This window comes from Magnetospirillum gryphiswaldense MSR-1 v2 (assembly GCF_000513295.1).
Lineage (GTDB): Bacteria > Pseudomonadota > Alphaproteobacteria > Rhodospirillales > Magnetospirillaceae > Magnetospirillum > Magnetospirillum gryphiswaldense.
In genome coordinates this window covers 2,629,489-2,645,336 of record NC_023065.1, presented here as the reverse complement: position 1 = coordinate 2,645,336, position 15,848 = coordinate 2,629,489, and the positions used below count along the sequence as shown (strand labels likewise).

General features: G+C 56.7%; 14 protein-coding genes and 1 tRNA gene. 8 read left to right on the top strand and 7 right to left on the bottom strand.

Annotated elements, in window-relative coordinates; all coding sequences use genetic code 11:
• The first annotated feature begins 14 nt into the window (after window positions 1-14).
• The 4 genes from MGMSRV2_RS12510 to MGMSRV2_RS21715 all read left to right on the top strand — a co-directional run bounded on the left by MGMSRV2_RS12510 (window position 15) and on the right by MGMSRV2_RS21715 (window position 4,203).
• Complete coding sequence (locus tag MGMSRV2_RS12510) at window positions 15-419, top strand: hypothetical protein (RefSeq protein ID WP_008617245.1); 405 nt, start codon at window positions 15-17, stop codon at window positions 417-419.
• A gap of 94 nt (window positions 420-513) precedes the next feature.
• Window positions 514-759 carry a hypothetical protein gene (locus tag MGMSRV2_RS12505; RefSeq protein ID WP_008615258.1) on the top strand — a complete coding sequence of 82 codons (246 nt, stop codon included), beginning with the start codon at window positions 514-516 and terminating at the stop codon, window positions 757-759.
• A 125-nt stretch (window positions 760-884) separates the two neighbouring features.
• Window positions 885-1,052 carry a hypothetical protein gene (locus MGMSRV2_RS21455; protein ID WP_024080711.1) on the top strand — a complete coding sequence of 56 codons (168 nt, stop codon included), beginning with the start codon at window positions 885-887 and terminating at the stop codon, window positions 1,050-1,052.
• Window positions 1,053-1,383: 331 nt separating this feature from the next.
• Window positions 1,384-4,203, top strand: a complete 2,820-nt coding sequence (locus tag MGMSRV2_RS21715; protein WP_242410764.1) for an EAL domain-containing protein — start codon at window positions 1,384-1,386, stop codon at window positions 4,201-4,203.
• Between the two features lie 138 nt (window positions 4,204-4,341).
• Here MGMSRV2_RS21715 and MGMSRV2_RS12495 read toward each other — a convergent pair whose 3' ends face one another.
• Window positions 4,342-5,250, bottom strand: a complete 909-nt coding sequence (locus MGMSRV2_RS12495) for a GGDEF domain-containing protein (RefSeq protein WP_052588968.1) — start codon at window positions 5,248-5,250, stop codon at window positions 4,342-4,344.
• A gap of 240 nt (window positions 5,251-5,490) precedes the next feature.
• A complete protein-coding gene (locus MGMSRV2_RS12490) occupies window positions 5,491-6,648 on the bottom strand; it encodes a GGDEF domain-containing protein (protein ID WP_024080708.1) in 1,158 nt (385 codons plus the stop codon).
• Between the two features lie 188 nt (window positions 6,649-6,836).
• On the opposite strand from MGMSRV2_RS12490, the gene MGMSRV2_RS12485 reads away from it, so the two are divergent.
• The 3 genes from MGMSRV2_RS12485 to MGMSRV2_RS12475 are packed head-to-tail and all read left to right on the top strand — an operon-like array spanning window position 6,837 to window position 10,411.
• Entirely contained in the window at window positions 6,837-8,981 is a 2,145-nt protein-coding gene (locus MGMSRV2_RS12485) for a PAS domain-containing hybrid sensor histidine kinase/response regulator (RefSeq protein WP_052588967.1), read from the top strand.
• Window positions 8,974-10,032 carry an HD domain-containing phosphohydrolase gene (locus tag MGMSRV2_RS12480; RefSeq protein WP_041633605.1) on the top strand — a complete coding sequence of 353 codons (1,059 nt, stop codon included), beginning with the start codon at window positions 8,974-8,976 and terminating at the stop codon, window positions 10,030-10,032. Before MGMSRV2_RS12485 ends, MGMSRV2_RS12480 begins: the two co-directional genes overlap by 8 nt.
• On the top strand, window positions 10,022-10,411 hold the full coding sequence (locus MGMSRV2_RS12475; protein ID WP_024080704.1) for a response regulator: 390 nt from the start codon (window positions 10,022-10,024) through the stop codon (window positions 10,409-10,411). The genes MGMSRV2_RS12480 and MGMSRV2_RS12475 overlap by 11 nt, the downstream gene beginning before the upstream one ends.
• Before the next feature lie 319 nt (window positions 10,412-10,730).
• Here MGMSRV2_RS12475 and MGMSRV2_RS12470 read toward each other — a convergent pair.
• Both MGMSRV2_RS12470 and MGMSRV2_RS12465 read right to left on the bottom strand, forming a co-directional pair.
• A tRNA-Ser gene (locus tag MGMSRV2_RS12470) sits at window positions 10,731-10,823 on the bottom strand.
• A 76-nt stretch (window positions 10,824-10,899) separates the two neighbouring features.
• Window positions 10,900-11,517 carry a glutathione S-transferase N-terminal domain-containing protein gene (locus MGMSRV2_RS12465; protein ID WP_024080702.1) on the bottom strand — a complete coding sequence of 206 codons (618 nt, stop codon included), beginning with the start codon at window positions 11,515-11,517 and terminating at the stop codon, window positions 10,900-10,902.
• A 369-nt stretch (window positions 11,518-11,886) separates the two neighbouring features.
• On the opposite strand from MGMSRV2_RS12465, the gene leuA reads away from it, so the two are divergent.
• Window positions 11,887-13,545: a 2-isopropylmalate synthase gene (gene leuA, locus MGMSRV2_RS12460; RefSeq protein WP_024080701.1), complete on the top strand. Its 1,659-nt coding sequence runs from the start codon at window positions 11,887-11,889 to the stop codon at window positions 13,543-13,545.
• A gap of 49 nt (window positions 13,546-13,594) precedes the next feature.
• Here leuA and MGMSRV2_RS12455 read toward each other — a convergent pair whose 3' ends face one another.
• The 3 genes from MGMSRV2_RS12455 to MGMSRV2_RS12445 all read right to left on the bottom strand — a co-directional run bounded on the left by MGMSRV2_RS12455 (window position 13,595) and on the right by MGMSRV2_RS12445 (window position 15,729).
• Window positions 13,595-14,596 (bottom strand): inorganic phosphate transporter, encoded by a 1,002-nt coding sequence (locus MGMSRV2_RS12455; protein ID WP_024080700.1) that lies wholly within the window; start codon window positions 14,594-14,596, stop codon window positions 13,595-13,597.
• A complete protein-coding gene (locus MGMSRV2_RS12450; RefSeq protein WP_024080699.1) occupies window positions 14,596-15,240 on the bottom strand; it encodes a DUF47 domain-containing protein in 645 nt (214 codons plus the stop codon). Before MGMSRV2_RS12450 ends, MGMSRV2_RS12455 begins: the two co-directional genes overlap by 1 nt.
• Before the next feature lie 63 nt (window positions 15,241-15,303).
• Entirely contained in the window at window positions 15,304-15,729 is a 426-nt protein-coding gene (locus MGMSRV2_RS12445; protein ID WP_024080698.1) for an NUDIX hydrolase, read from the bottom strand.
• Window positions 15,730-15,848: the final 119 nt, after the last annotated feature.

Below are 15,848 nucleotides of genomic sequence, written 5' to 3'. Positions count from 1 at the left end.
GACAGGAGCGCGGCATGACCGCCGACATCCGGATCGACACCCTGACCATCCGTGTGCCGCTGACTCTGCGGCGATATGGCGGCCGCAAGCTGGTGATCGTGCCTGAGGGCGACGGCGTGCCGGTGCGCGCCAAACCCACCCCCGACGACACGCTGCTGAAGGCGCTGGCCCGTGCCCACCGCTGGAAGCGCATGCTTGAATCCGGGAAGGTGGCATCCCTGAACGAATTGTCCGAAGCCGAGAAGATCAATCCGTCTTACCTGACACGCATCTACCGCCTGACCTTGCTGGCCCCCGACATCGTCGAAACCATCCTCGATGGACGCCAGCCGCGGACAATCCAGCTTGCCAACCTGATGGACGACATGCCGGTGGAATGGGACCGGCAGCGGGAAAGGTACGGGATCACGGCGCGGTGACCGGGGGCGCGAATCCCGGCGCGACCATGCATATTGACAAAAGAACGAAATAGAAACACCCTGCGGTAGTCGCCCTTGCCGCAGGAATACCGCCATGGCCCTCGAAACCTTGTTCATCTGCCAGCCGTACATCCTCGGCAAAAGGGGTGGACTGAAACCTCAGCCCCCCATTTCCTACAAGACCGAGCCACAGGCCCTGCAACGCGCCAGCCGCATGATGGAGGGTGGCAGCGTTGCCGGCGTGGATGTCGTCCGTCAGACCGCCGACCCTGAAATGGGCGATTACGACGAGCCTGAATTTCTGCAGCGTCTGGGGTCTGTGCCGAAGGCCGAAAACTGAATTGTGCTTGGCCATCCTGGCTTTGTCGGCTGGGTAGTAATTGTGTGCAAATGTTCACGGACGAGCGGGCGGATGCGGTGTAGACATCAGCCGTCGTCAAGAATAGCAGACCTTGGGAGGGGCAAATGCGGGCGCAAGACTTCGGGCTTGATCGGTGGATATGGGAGCCGTCGCTGGACGATCTCCTCGACGATCCAACCATGCATGCCTTTCTGCGGCGGGATCGCCTTTCCGTCGATCATGTGCGGACCCTCGTCAGGGAAGTCAGGCAGCGTCTCGCCCGCGCGGCGTGAAGGCGGCCGGGGTGTAAGCCATGCCCGGCGACCGGCAGATGCGGGCCGTGCAACTGGCCGACCTGATGGACGACATGCCGGTGGAATGGAACCAGCAGCGGGAGATGTTCGGGGTGGCACGTTGAGCTTCTTCCTGGCGTCGGTCTCGAAGTGCCGGACATGATCCACAGTCGGCATGGCAGACGTTGCCGATGACTGGCGGCTGCCGGGGGCACAGCGGCCACCCACCGCGCCCCACCCAACCGGCCCTTTGTGACCCACTGCGGCCCCACAAGAGCCATTCCAATGAAATAGCCAGTCGGCTATCATTTGTGGATAATTTTTGTTGGACATGCGTGTCGACAAATCGCGCACCACATCTCAAGCAGGCGATGCCATGATCCATGTAAATAGCCAATTGGAAGCGATACGCAGCCGTTTGACAGACAACATCCTAATGATATTGGCGATTTTTGCGCCAATTACCACTGCAGCGAGCGTTTCGAGGTTTACTATAATTGGATTTTTGCCCGTAATGATGCTGCAGATTATTTTGTCTACGTACTTGTGTGCACTATATTATTTTAGAAATAAATTATCAGCAATGACAAAAGCGCTTTCAATGTCATTGGTACTAATAATGGTTGGACTTGGAAGTGTTCTGCAATTTGGCATTCTATCTCCGGCATATACCTTTTTTAATACAGGAGTCTGCATTGCGGCAATTATGATAGGAATGCGAACGGGCTTGATATTGCTGTCATTTGTTGTCTTGTCACTATTTGGCGCTGGCATAAGCATGTATGCCTTTGGCACGGCTCCATCGTTTGATGTCGCAGCCTATCTAATTGCGCCCCAAACTTGGCTTACGGTGGCCCTTGCAGTTGCGATGTGCGTTGGTTTAATGCTTTATGCCATCCAGGCCTATAATAGATCTATTGTAGAGGCGTTAGACTTAGCCATTAATACGGAAACAATTCTCCTTAAGAGAACTTCTGAACTTGAAGAAATGCAGGTAGATAGAGATCTGGTCTTTGCGGACTTACAGAGTAGTGAAGAGTTCAAAACAGTCATTTTAAATTCTGTGCAATCAGAAATTGCTGTGCTTGATGGTCATGGCATCATTGTATCTGTTAATGAAGCTTGGCGAAAATTTGCATTGGAAAATACTTGCGAGGGCGAGCAGCCTCTGCCTAATGCTGGAATTGGGGCCAGCTATTTGGGTATCTGCCGGGCGGGGGACGGCTCAGAAAAGGAGGGTGCTTTAGAAGCGCATAACGGCATCATGGCCGTTTTGAGTGGCAGCTTGCCGATATTCAGTATGGAATATCCCTGCCACTCAAATACGGAGCAGCGTTGGTTCGCGATGACGGTAGCCCCTCTGTGGCACAGAAAGATAAGAGGTGTCGTTATTACGCACACCAATATCACTAATCTAAGGCAAGCCATTTCTGATAGAGAGCAGGCTTTTTCTGACATTCAAATAAGCGAAGCACGCTTGAGAACCATCTTTGACGCAAGTCCAGATGCACTGCTAATTAGCGATGCGCAGGGGGCAATTACCATGGCCAATAGCCGCGTTGAAGAGGTGTTGGGCTATATGGCGGAGGACTTAATCGGCCAATCGATTGAGGCTCTGGTTCCCAAGAGTGTCAACAGCGCCCACTCGGAACATCGGTCTGCTTATATAGAGGCTCCAGATAGAAGGCTTATGTTGGGAGGCCGCACAATTAAGGCTTTACGAAAGGATGGATCAGAATGTGAAGTAGAAATAAATTTAAGCCGGGTTGATACAGATCAAGGAGTAATGATTGCGAGTGCATTGCGCGATATCAGTGAGCGTCGGAGAGCAGAAGGGAAGATTGCTGAATTATCGTTCTTTGACCACTTGACCGGCCTACCAAATCGCACATTGCTGATGGACCGGATGAAGTTGGCAATGACGGCCAGTTATCGCGATGGCAAACATTGTGCCCTGCTTTTCATTGACCTCGATAACTTCAAGGCACTTAACGAAACGCTTGGCCATGAGATCGGCGACCAATTACTGAGAGACATAGCGCCTAGGCTTGTAGCAAGTGTTCGTGAAGACGATACAGTGGCCCGGCTTGGTGGAGATGAGTTTTTGGTGCTGTTGGTTGATCTGGCCAGAACAGAATCTGAAGCTGCCAATCAGGTTGAAGCCATAGGTTTAAAAATTATAGAAGCCCTGAGCCAGCCATACTCCCTCAACAATCAGCACTATGTATGTACACCGAGTATCGGTGCCACATTGTTTTTTGGGCATGTGGTGGCCGATGATCTTTTGAAGCAGTCAGACCTTGCCATGTATAAGGCTAAAGCTGAGGGCGGGGCATCAATTCACTTTTTTGACCCAAAAATGGAAGAAGCCGTTATCAAGAGGGCGAAGATCGAAGCCGACCTTCGTCAGGGCTTAATTAAAAAGCAATTCCTGCTGCACTATCAACCTCAGATTTTTTCCAATGGGCGAATGACTGGCGTTGAAGCGCTGGTGCGGTGGCGGCATCCCGTACGAGGATTGGTGCCCCCTTCAGATTTCATTCCTTTGGCTGAAGAAACGGGCTTGATCCTACAATTAGGGAATTGGGTTTTAGAGGCCGCCTGTAAGCAATTGGCGGAATGGGCGACACGCCCTGAATTGGCCGATCTTACTGTTGCCGTTAATGTCAGCGTACAGCAGTTTCATCAGCCTGAATTTGTTGATCATATTCAAGAAGTTATTAGAGTAACTGGCGCAAATCCTGAGCGACTAAAGCTTGAATTGACTGAAAGTATGCTGGCTGAAAATGTGCAAGACATTATCAAAAAAATGTTTGCCCTGAAGGCTGATGGTATTGGATTTTCTCTTGATGACTTTGGTACAGGCTATTCATCGTTGTCATACCTGAAGCAGCTTCCGCTGGATCAGTTAAAAATTGACCAATCGTTTGTCCGCGATGTGCTAACAGACCCAAGTGATGCGACCATCGCCAAGACCATTGTCAATCTGGCCCAAAGCCTTGGCTTGAGCGTCATAGCCGAGGGCGTTGAAACAGAAGCGCAGAGAAATTTCTTGGAAACATCTGGCTGCCATTCCTGTCAGGGCTATTTCTTTAGTCGCCCATTGCCAATAGAGGAGTTTGAGGAATATGCGAGACGTTGCTGGTCTTAATGGCTGGTTTTGGCACAACGGGAGCGCAGAAACCGTTCTCGCCGAATGGCGGGTATATGGGGGCAAGCGGTCAGCCTCAGCACCGGGGCCAACCTGCCGAGGCTGAGCCAATTCTGTCAATGGGCGGGACAGGAATACTCAGAGGCTGGCGCCCGCAGCCGTCGCGTTGCTGAACCCGCCTCGTCCATTAGCCTTTGCGGCGTACATTGCCTTGTCCGCCTGTTGGATCAAGGTGTCGGGATCGGTGCCGTCGCCTGGAAATACCGCCACGCCGATGCTGGCGCCAATTTCGATTTGTTGATCCTCGATCGTGTAGGGCAGGCCGATAGCGGTAATGATGTTGTCGGCGACCATGGCGGTGGACTCCGGGGATGAGACTGCTTCAAGCACCACCAGAAACTCGTCGCCGCCAAGCCGGGCGACAACATCCGAACCTCTAACACAAGATTTCAGGCGGACGGCGACCTCAACCAGGAGCCGATCGCCGATTTGGTGCCCAAGAGTGTCGTTGACGGGTTTGAAGTGGTCCAAATCGACGAACAACACTGCCAGCTGCCGCCGCTCCTCCGAGGCTTTCTCAATTATCCGTTCAAGTTTGTGAATGAGGTGGCGGCGGTTGGGCAGGTCTGTCAGCGGATCAAAATTGGCCTCGCGGCTAACCTCAGCCATCTGGGCCGACGAGGGCAGGCCGATCGCCTTGGGCACTAACCTGATCAGAATGATCAGGGCCGGTAGTGACGCCGCCGCTGTAACCGCCTTGAGAAGCCCCTGCTCGACGTAGACGGGACGCCACAGCACGACAATGTCGACGATGTGGGTCAGTCCACACAGAAAAAAGACCACGAACAGAGCATTAAATAGGGCGGCAGACCCCATGTCAGGGCGGCGTCTGCCGAATTGGAATATTAAAAAGCCGACTGCCATGTAGCAAACGCCCGTGACTGCGTCTGAAACGGCATGGAGCTCCAACAACCCAGGCGCCCACGACAAGCAGAAGCCATGAGGAGCAAAACTCGACGGATCGAACCATCCTGAGAAGACGCCCATCGCCAGAAACCCCGTCAGATTATCGGGTCCAGTCTGGCATCGGCGCTACAATTAGACCAATGGTAATTGCTGGGTCGATCTGATCGACGAAGACTGTCGCCATCGACGGAATTTGGCACAAGTGGGACGACGGATATCTATCTAAGGGTAGAGCGGTCAGGCAGCACCAGAGTCAATCCGCTGGAACTGACCCATCGCTGACGGTCAATGTTCTGTCGAAGACTGCGGGCCATGTAGCATTTAGTTTGGAATGATCACCTCGTCCGCACCCATGATACCACGGGCCTTTCCGCTCATCTTGGCTTGATACATGCGGGCGTCGGCAAGCTCAATCAGTGCAGGCCAGTCTTGGGCGCTGTCAGCGATGCGTTCGGCGACGCCGATGCTCGCCGTAACTGGGCCGCCGTCCGGGCGGGTGCCTAGCCACTCGTTTACAATTCGCTGGATGGCGATTCGCTGGCCTTCGGCGGAGGCGCTACCTAGGATAACCACAAACTCCTCGCCGCCCCAACGGATGATGGCGTCCGAGCTACGCAGCAGCCGGGTAAGGTTGGTGACCGCGTTCTTGAGCACCCAGTCCCCGGCCTCATGACCATGGGCATCGTTCACGCTCTTGAAGTTGTCTAGATCGATGAAGGCCACGGCGAAAGGAGCGTCCCGCTGGCACGACAGTCGGAAATGCGTGTCGACGATCTCGTTGCCGCTGTGGCGCGTGAAGACATTGGTGAGCGGATCGTGGCTGGCGCGCTGGAGTAGGCTGATCATGTAGTGGAGCTGGATCATGCTCTCCAGAAGATAGACTCCCAAGATCATGCCCAGCACCCACATGGTGGACAACTGACCAACCCAGTCGATCCCGTTGGCCAGAACCGGGCCGAGCGTCGCCGCCACGATCACAGGCAGTGCGTATGACAGTCCCTCGGCAACGGTCAGGGGCATTACCCCCAGACCGGCGACGATGATGATCGGCAGGGCGGCATAGAGGCGCGCATCGATTGCGGCCGCATCATCAAGCGGCAGTCCCGACAGCGAGAACTGCGCCGCCAGAAAAAGAGCCAACGGCAACGCCAGAAGAACCCCCAGCAATGACAAGGCCCGCGCCAGCGTCACTCCGCGATGGGCTGCGACGGCGAGTACGATGAACACGAGCGAAGCGACCAACCTCAACCCGGCCAGCCAGCCCCAGCTTGGCCAAGGCAACACAAGTCTATCGAGGGCGATCCATGCCAGGGTCAGAAGGGAGAAGGCGCCAGCAACTATTCGAATACGTGAGGCAATGGTCTCGGCTCGATGGCGCGTCAGGTAAGGAGGATGGTCAGATGAAATGATCAATTGCCTGACACGGGCGAAACCGATGTCGCGGATTATTGAGGAAAGGCGCTGGCGGAGATTGATCATCCGAGCAGCCTACGCGAGCCTCGTTTTACGATCAATGGAATGGCAAGGGGGGGCGAGGGCGGAAGGTTGCCGTAGCCAAATTAGTCCAAAGAGGCTTGTCTTGCCACTGTCAGAGACTATTTTCTGATTGCTAAGGATCGCAAATTTTCCGCCCTGTAAATCGGAAGAGTTTTGTAGTGAGCTGCAATATGAAAACAAAAGCTGTTCTCGAGACAGAAAATTTGGTGCTGATTAAGGAGATCGATGCGCTGCGTCTTCTGCTTGCTCAAAGCGGGTCATCGCCTAAAGGTGGCGACGATGAGATTCTGCACGACCTACAAGTCCATCAGGAAGAGCTGCGATCCCAAAACGAAGAGCTCCAACAGGCTCAAGAACGCATTGAAGGGATTAGCGCGCAAAATCGCGACCTCTTCGATTACTCACCTGTTGGATATTTTGTCATCAACGAAGGCTTTGCTGTGATTGATGCAAATATTTCCGGCATGAAAATGCTCAATAAGGACAAGGCTAGAGTCGCCGGAAAGCCATTTATGCTCTTCGTTGATAAAAAAAGTCGCAAGGAACTCGATAGCCATTTTCTGCGGACAAAAATTACCGGACGATCATTGACTGAGATATGGCTTTCCCCAGATCAGCGCCCTGCGTTCCCTGTAATTCTGGAAAGCGTCAAGCTTGGAAATGAATGGGGAAGTGGGTGGCGATGCCTGACCATAGCCTTGGACATCACGGAACGGAAGAAGGCAGAGGTTGCCGAAAAGAGCCATTCCTTTGACCTGGAAAGGGCGCGGGATCGGCTCGCTCTCATCATAGACTGTATGTCACAGCATATTGCCGTTCTGGATTGCCAAGGACGCATTGCCATGGTCAACAAGGCATGGCGCAATTTCTCAGTGGCTAATAATGGGCCGCACAACTTCTGCATTGGTGACTTTTACGGATCGGTGTGTGGAGGAGAGGATTCTAGTGAATGCCCTACTGAGCTGACGCCTCAAGCAATTTTGGACGTTATAAATGGGCTTTCGTTAGGAATTTCTCTGGAATACCCATGTCACTCTCCAACTGAAAAGCGTTGGTTCAGGCTGGACATTTCCCCAATTACAGGCCCAGAGCCCGGGGCTGTCGTTTCTCATGCAAATATTACAGCCAGAAAGTTGACGGAAATCCAATTGCAAGAAAGCAAGCTTGCCGCCGAAGCCGCGAACCGGGCTAAGTCGGATTTCCTGTCCAACATGAGTCACGAGCTGCGGACGCCCTTGAACGCCGTCCTTGGTTTCGCAGAGGTGTTGCTCGCGGGTTATGGCTCACCCTTGACCGACAAGCAGCGAGGATACGTTGATCACATCCTGGCTGGCGGCTCCCATCTGCTCGACCTCATCAACGAAGTGCTCGATCTGGCTAAGGTTGAGGCCGGGGCCATGACGCAGGAGGTGACGGCAGTCCATCTTGGGTCGGTGATCGATGAATGCGTGTCACTTTCGACCCCCATCTTTGCCAAATACGAGGTTACACCGGTCAATGAGGCCGCTGAGTGTAATGCGACGATCCTGGCCGATCCTCAGCGTACCAAGCAATTGATCCTCAACCTGCTCTCCAATGCCGCCAAGTACAACCGACGTGGTGGCACGGTGACCATCTCGTGCGAAACCATCGAGGACGGCTTTCACAGGTTGATCATCGCCGATACCGGCAAGGGTATTCCCGACAATATGCAGGATCAGATGTTCAAGCCTTTCAATCGGCTTGGGGCCGATGCAACCGCGACTGAGGGCACTGGTATCGGCCTCGCCTTAACCAAAAGCATCATTGAGGCCATGGGCGGGCGCATTGGCTTTTCCAGCGTGGCTGATAAAGGCTCGTGCTTCTGGTTGGACTTCCCGTTGTGTGACGACAAGGTAGAGCCCCCCCCCGCCGCCGATAGCGGGCCAAATCTCCATTACTGCTTCGAGGATCGTCTCGTTCTCTACATCGAGGATAATGTGTTCAATATGCGCCTGATGGAGGCCCTGTTCGAGCAACTCGCCCCCATGCGGTTGATCACCGCCACCAATGCGGAAGATGGACTGATCCTGGCACGTAGCAGTCAGCCCGATGTGATTCTACTCGACATCAATCTCCCTGGCATAAACGGCTTTGAGGCCGTCGCCCGGCTCAAGCATGATGCCTTGATCCGCCATATCCCCGTGGTTGGCCTCAGCGCCGATGCCACCAGCGCAACCGCCGAGCGGGCGCTGAACAGCGGTTTTGTCGATTACCTCACCAAGCCGGTCAATCTATCCGAGCTTATCCGCACCTTGTCCCGTGCGATGGAGGCCAAGTTTGTCACTCATGAATGATGTCCTTCAAGCCTCCCGCATCCTGATCGTCGATGACGAACCGGCCAATGTGGCGGTTCTGCAAGCCATGCTGGTTGGGGAAGGCTACACCAATCTGATTTCCACCGGTGATCCACGTGAGGTGGTCGGCCTCCACCAGTCCCACGACTTCGATATCATCCTGCTTGATGTTCGCATGCCGCATATGAGCGGCATCGAAGTGTTGGAGAAACTCGCCGCCACTTTGGAGGAGGGCGACTGGCTCCCGGTACTGGTGCTGACCGCCCAGACCGACGATGAGACAAGGTTCCAGGCGCTGACGGCTGGGGCCCGTGACTTCGTCAACAAGCCGTTCAAGCGGTGGGAGGTGATGCTGCGAATCCGCAACATGCTAGAGACACGGCATTTCTTCAAGCGGCAGCGGCTACGTGCTGACGAGTTGGAGGAGATCGTCCACGAGCGCACAAGAGATGTGCGCGTGGCCCAGCTACAGATCATTGAACGCCTCGGTCTGGCTGGGGAGTACCGCGACGAAGAAACGGGTATGCATGTGATGCGCATGAGTCACTCGTGCAAAATGCTGGCATTGGCTGCTGGTATGGGGGCTGCGCGGGCGGAGTTGATCCTTTACGCAACGCCGATGCACGATGTCGGTAAGATCGGTATCCCCGACAAAATTCTACTCAAGCCCGGTCGGCATGACCCCGACGAACGAAAGATTATGGAGACGCATGTTTCGATAGGAGCCAAAATTATTGGCGAGCACAAATCTGAATTACTCATGATGGCCCGCAATGTGGCGTTGTGCCATCACGAGAAATGGGATGGCAGCGGCTATCCTCAGGGTCTCAAGGGTGAGGATATCCCCATAGAGGCCCGTATTGCCGCCATCTGCGACGTGTTCGACGCCCTGACTTCGTCAAGACCCTACAAGGAAGCCTGGCCGCTGGAAAAGGCGGTTGCCCTAGTAAAGGATCAGTCCGGCAAGCACTTTGATCCAAGGCTCGTAGAGATGTTTCTCGGCATATTGCCCGAAATCGTTGCACTAAGGGAGCAGTTTCATGAAGGTTAAGCCCAGGCGCGCTGTTATCGTCGAGGATAATGCCCAGATGAGAGAACTGATCCATATGGTTTTAGGGGCTCTCGGCATTACGGAGATCGTCTCGGCTGCCAATGGTGCCGAGGCCATTTCCGCCCTCCAGGCTGGCGGGGCAGACATCGTCTTCATGGACTGGCAGATGGATGTAATGGACGGACTGGAATGCACCCGTCGAATCCGAGCAGGTGTAGACGGGATCGATCCGAAAACGGTTATCGTTCTGGTAACTGGGATGGTCGGTGAGAAGAATGCCGAGACGGCTTATGCTGCGGGAGTCGATCTATTTCTCGAGAAGCCAGTCTCCGTGAAAATTCTGCACACTGGCGTGGAGAAGGTGCTTGGCCGTGCCTGATGCGGATGGCTCTTTCTGGGCCAGGACGGCTGTTGACCGTCCATTCCACTCCCAGACTCCAGCCCGCGCCAATAATAACAGCGAAAAGGTCAACAGCTTTTGGCGTCACAACGCCTTGAATTACTTGCAACTTTAAATCCCGTACCGTTTGGCGGCAGTCAACAGCTTCCAGAGAAACAGGGCGGGAGAGAAGATAAAATTGGTTAAAAATGCGCCGTCATAAGACCAGAAGGTCAACAGCTACTGGCCGCAAACGGCGCAGAGCCTTGGGCTTTCGCCCAAGGCTCTATGCGTCAGAGAATCTATTCTTTGAAAGTAGTGGCGGAGGGAGCGGGATTCGAACCCGCGCTAAGGGTTAACCCCCTAGGACGGTTTAGCAAACCGTTGGTTTCAGCCACTCACCCATCCCTCCGCAGGAATGATTCTCAGTGGGGTCGCTAACACCCCCGTGGCTGAAGGCACGTTTCTAGCGACTTGTGACGCTTTGGTCAACCGGGAACCGACATCCCTCTTTCAACAGCCGGGCGTTCACTCATGGTTTCCATCCAACGGGCGACGTGCGGGAACGCGTTCAGGTCGATGCCCTGCCAGTCGGCACGTTGGCACCACGGGTAGATGGCCATGTCGGCGATGGAATATTCACCGGCCACGAAGTCGCTTTGCCCCAGCCGCGTGTTCAGCACGCCGTACAGTCGTTTGGTTTCCTTGGAATAGCGTTCGATGGCATAGGGGATCGGTTCGGGGGCGAATTTGCGGAAATGGTGGGTTTGGCCGAACATCGGGCCGATGCCGCCCATCTGGAACATCAGCCATTGCAGGGTTTCAGAGCGCCCACGCGCATCGGCGGGCAGGAACCTGCCGGTCTTTCCCGCCAGATAGATCAGGATCGCCCCCGATTCAAACAGCGAGAACGGGGTGCCGCCGGGGCCGTCCTGGTCGATGATCGCCGGGATCTTGGAATTGGGATTGATGGCGATGAAATCCGGGCTGAACTGGTCGCCCTTCATGATGTCGATGGGGTGGACGCGATATGGCAGGCCGCATTCTTCCAGCATGATGGAAACCTTGCGGCCATTGGGCGTGCCCCAGGTGTACAGGTCGATCATCTTCGTCTCCGCTGTGGTCGCCTCCTTACATAGGGTGACGGATGGGTGTTGACGAGCCCCGGTCGGCTCTGGCATCGTCGTTGTCATGATTACTCGGACTTTCGCCCTGCTGCTGCTTACCGGCCCGGTGTCGTAACTCGACGCCGGGATACGTGTTGGCTGTTGTGCATTTGGGTTTTTCCGAGGGTGTCATGTCTTCCAGCTTCTCCATCATCCGTGTGACCGAAACCGCCTGGGCGGTGCAGGGCGCCTTGCGACTAATGGGCGGTCGTCGGCACTGATCGCGCCCGCGCGCGCTCCGGCGACCGTGACTTGTTCCGCGCTCCACCCCATATCCCTATCCGTGTTTCGCCAAAGGATGATCCGGCCATGAAGACCGCCGCTTCCGACAAGTACCGCCCCTATCCGACCATGAAATTGGCCGCCCGCCGCTGGCCCGATGCCGTCATTGCCGCCGCGCCGCAATGGTGCAGCGTCGATTTGCGCGATGGCAATCAGGCGCTGATCGATCCCATGGACAGCCATCGCAAGATGCGGCTGTGGAACACCTTGGTGGCCATGGGCTTCAAGCAGATCGAGGTGGGCTTTCCCGCCGCCTCGCAGACCGATTACGACTTCATCCGTCATCTGATCGAGGGTGGCCATATCCCCGATGACGTCACCATCCAGATCCTGACCCAGGCGCGCGAGGATTTGATCCGAAAAAGCTTCGAGGCGTTGGAAGGGGCCAACAAGGTCATCGTCCACCTGTACAATTCCACCTCGGAAGTGCAGCGCCGGGTGGTGTTCGGCTTTGACCGCCAGGGCTGCATCGATCTGGCCCTGGCCGGGACCCGGCTGGTGCGCGAGATGTCGGCTCAGCGCAAGGGTGGCGAGGTCACCTTTCAGTACAGCCCGGAAAGCTTCACCGGCACCGAGCCCGATTTCGCCGTCGCCATCGTCGAGGCGGTGGCGGCCGAATGGGGCGCCACACCGGAACGCAAGATGATCGTCAATCTGCCGGCGACGGTGGAGATGAGTACGCCCAACATCTATGCCGACGTCATCGAATGGTTCTGCGCCACTGTGAAGAACCGCGACAGTCTGGTCGTCTCGGTCCATCCGCACAACGACCGCGGTACCGGTGTGGCGGCGGCGGAGCTGGCGGTGATGGCCGGGGCCGACCGGGTTGAGGGCACCTTGTTCGGCAATGGCGAGCGCACCGGCAATGTGGATGTCTGCACCTTGGCCTTGAATCTGTTCACCCAGGGAATCGACCCCCAATTGGATTTGTCGGATATCGATGCCATCCGCCGGGTGGCGGAGGAATGTACCGGCCTGCCGGTGCACCAACGTCACCCCTATGCCGGTGAACTGGTCTACACGGCGTTTTCCGGTTCGCACCAAGATGCCATCAACAAGGGCTTCAAGGCCCGCGACAAGGCCAATTCGCCGGTATGGGAAGTGCCTTATCTGCCCATCGATCCGGCCGATGTGGGCCGCAGCTATGAAGCGGTGATCCGCATCAACAGCCAGTCGGGCAAGGGCGGCGTCGCCTTTGTGCTGGAACGCGACCACGGCCTGGAATTGCCCAAGCCCTTCCAGGCGGAATTCGCCCGCGTGGTGCAGGATCACGCCGACCGCGAGGGGCGTGAATTGGCGCCTGAGGAAATCTGGCTGTTCTTCCAGCGCACCTATCTGGCCGATGGTCGCATCCAGGTTGTCGATTACTCCACCGTGCCGGTGTCCAAGGGCCAGCGCGCCTTGACCGCCACACTGGTGGTCGATGGTAAGGAGCGGATCGTCCAGGGTATCGGCGCCGGCCCGGTGGATGCCTTCGTCCATGCCTTGGAAAAGGATCTGGGCGTGATGGTTAAGATCAAGGATTACCACGAACACGCCATCGGCCAGGGCTCCGAGGCCCAGGCGGCGTCCTATGTGGCGGTGGCGGGCGCTGATGGCGCGGTGGTGCATGGGGCGGCGCTGGATGCGTCGGTTACCATGGCGGCGTTGAAGGCCATCGCTTCGGCCTTGAACCGGGCGAGGTAGGGGTAAGAAGAAAGCGAAGGGGCTTGGCCCCTTCGCGCATCCCATTGGGTTACAGGGCGCTGACCAGCCAATAGCAGCCGGCACTGATGATGCCGGCGGCGGGGATGGTGAAGATCCAGGCCCAGACGATGGTGCCGGCCAAGCCCCAGCGTACCGCCGATTGCCGCTTGACCGCGCCGACACCGACGATGGAGCCGGTGATGGTGTGGGTGGTTGACACCGGAATGCCCAAAGCGGTGGCGCCGAACAGGGTGATGGCCCCGGCGGTTTCGGCGCAGAAACCCTGGAACGGCTTCAAATCGGTGATCTTCGAGCCCATGGTCTTGACGATGCGCCAGCCGCCCATCATGGTGCCCAGGCCCATGGCGGTCTGGGCGGCGATCACCACCCAGAACGGCACATAGAAGGTGTCACCCAGATAGCCCTGGCTGAACAGCAGCACGGCGATGATGCCCATGGTCTTTTGCGCGTCGTTGCCGCCATGGCCCAGCGAATACAAGGCCGCCGACACCAATTGCAGATGGCGGAAGCCGCGATCGACCAGGAACGGCGTCGCCTTGCGCAAGGCCCAGGACAGGCCGATCATGATGGTGACCGCCAGGAAAAAGCCGAACAGCGGCGAGCCGACGATGGCCAGGGCGGTCTTGGTGAAGCCGGCGGTGGCCAGCCCGCCCAGTCCGGCCTTGGCAATGGCCGCACCGGCCAAGCCGCCGATCAGGGCATGAGATGACGACGACGGCAGGCCGAGATACCAAGTGATCAGATTCCACGAAATGGCGCCGATCAGGGCGGCGACGATGACGTAAGGGTCGATCACATGGGGCTGGACGATGCCGGTGCCCACCGTCTTGGCCACGTGCAGGCCGAAGAACAGGAAGGCGATGAAGTTGAAGAAGGCCGCCCACAGCACCGCCCATTTGGGCGGCAGCACCCGGGTAGAGACCACGGTGGCGATGGAATTGGCGGCGTCGTGCAGGCCGTTGATGAAATCGAAGAACAGCGCGATGGCGATGATCGCCACCAAAGCCGGCAGGGCGATCGTCGCTTCCATCACACGTGATCCAGCACGATGCCTTCGATCAGATCGGCGACGTCGTCGCAACGGTCGGTGACCGTTTCAAGCAGGTCATAGACCTCTTTCTTGCCGATGAAGCCGATGGTGTCGGGCTTTTCGGCGATCAGTTCCGACAGCGCCAGACGCAGCACGCGGTCGCCCTCGCTTTCCAGCTTGCCGACCTGTTCGCACAGGGAATTGATCTGGCTGACATTGCGGTTGATGTCGGTGAGCAGCGGGATCAACTGCACCAGCAGCAGGGCGCTTTTCTCGATCATCGCCGCGAATTCCAGCATGCGCGGACCGAAGGTGTCGATCTTGTAAAGCGTGGCGTGCTGGGCCACGTCCTCGATCAGGTCGACGGCGTCGTCCAGCGCGGTGGTCAGCGCATGGATGTCGGAACGGTCGAACGGCGTGATGAAGGCGCGATGCAAAGCGACCAGGGTTTCCTTGGCGATGCCGTCGGCCTTGCTTTCGATGGCGCACACCTTGGTGAAGCAGGCTTCACGTTCAGCGGTGGGGGCTTGCATCATGGCGGCCAGGGCGACGGCGGCATCGGCGATACATTGTGCGTGGGCGGCAAAATGCTCGATGAAGCGCTCTTCCTTGGGCATGAGCGCGCGCAGGAACTTCAAAGCCATGGAAACCCCATCTGCTGTAACGGAAGTGTCATACACTGGGGATACGGCAAGAGTCCATGGGGCTCAAAGCCACTTGGCGCCGAAATCCAGCAATGTTCTGATCAGGCCGGCTTCGGTGGCGACCATGGCCGCTTCGCCGGGGCTGAACCAACGGCGTTCGCGCTCCGATTTTTCCGGCCACGCGTCCAGCACCTTTTTCACCTTCAGCACATAGACCTTGATGGTGCAGGGCAGTTCGGTGCCGTTCTTCAGCCGCTTGGTGCTGGCGAACATGGTCATGGCGTCCTTGTCGACGCTGCCCATGATGCCGGCTTCTTCGTAGGCCTCGGCGGCGGCGACCTCATAGGGCTTCAGCCGCTTTTCCGGCTGACCCTTGGGCAAAATCCACCGCTTGGTCTCGCGCGAGGTGACCAGCATCACTTCCACATGGCCGTCCACCACCCGATATGGTAGGGCGGCATATTGAATGATGGATTTGGGATGGCTCACGGGCTGATGCCCCAAAGGGAAACGAAGGGAGCTTTTGTTACATTTTTATGACATCCGTCAACAGAAATGGCGGGCCGAGGCCCGCCATCACCGTGAAATTAGTATGAATCCATATTGCC

What these genes read in the sequence shown, in the direction of transcription:
- MGMSRV2_RS12510 (WP_008617245.1), top strand. Translation starts at nt 15, where the DNA reads ATGACCGCCGACATCCGGATCGACACCCTGACCATCCGTGTGCCGCTG.
- MGMSRV2_RS12505 (WP_008615258.1), top strand. Translation starts at nt 514, where the DNA reads ATGGCCCTCGAAACCTTGTTCATCTGCCAGCCGTACATCCTCGGCAAA.
- MGMSRV2_RS21455 (WP_024080711.1), top strand. Translation starts at nt 885, where the DNA reads ATGCGGGCGCAAGACTTCGGGCTTGATCGGTGGATATGGGAGCCGTCG.
- MGMSRV2_RS21715 (WP_242410764.1), top strand. Translation starts at nt 1,384, where the DNA reads ATGCGTGTCGACAAATCGCGCACCACATCTCAAGCAGGCGATGCCATG.
- MGMSRV2_RS12495 (WP_052588968.1), bottom strand. Translation starts at nt 5,250, where the DNA reads ATGGGCGTCTTCTCAGGATGGTTCGATCCGTCGAGTTTTGCTCCTCAT.
- MGMSRV2_RS12490 (WP_024080708.1), bottom strand. Translation starts at nt 6,648, where the DNA reads ATGATCAATCTCCGCCAGCGCCTTTCCTCAATAATCCGCGACATCGGT.
- MGMSRV2_RS12485 (WP_052588967.1), top strand. Translation starts at nt 6,837, where the DNA reads ATGAAAACAAAAGCTGTTCTCGAGACAGAAAATTTGGTGCTGATTAAG.
- MGMSRV2_RS12480 (WP_041633605.1), top strand. Translation starts at nt 8,974, where the DNA reads ATGAATGATGTCCTTCAAGCCTCCCGCATCCTGATCGTCGATGACGAA.
- MGMSRV2_RS12475 (WP_024080704.1), top strand. Translation starts at nt 10,022, where the DNA reads ATGAAGGTTAAGCCCAGGCGCGCTGTTATCGTCGAGGATAATGCCCAG.
- MGMSRV2_RS12465 (WP_024080702.1), bottom strand. Translation starts at nt 11,517, where the DNA reads ATGATCGACCTGTACACCTGGGGCACGCCCAATGGCCGCAAGGTTTCC.
- leuA (WP_024080701.1), top strand. Translation starts at nt 11,887, where the DNA reads ATGAAGACCGCCGCTTCCGACAAGTACCGCCCCTATCCGACCATGAAA.
- MGMSRV2_RS12455 (WP_024080700.1), bottom strand. Translation starts at nt 14,596, where the DNA reads ATGGAAGCGACGATCGCCCTGCCGGCTTTGGTGGCGATCATCGCCATC.
- MGMSRV2_RS12450 (WP_024080699.1), bottom strand. Translation starts at nt 15,240, where the DNA reads ATGGCTTTGAAGTTCCTGCGCGCGCTCATGCCCAAGGAAGAGCGCTTC.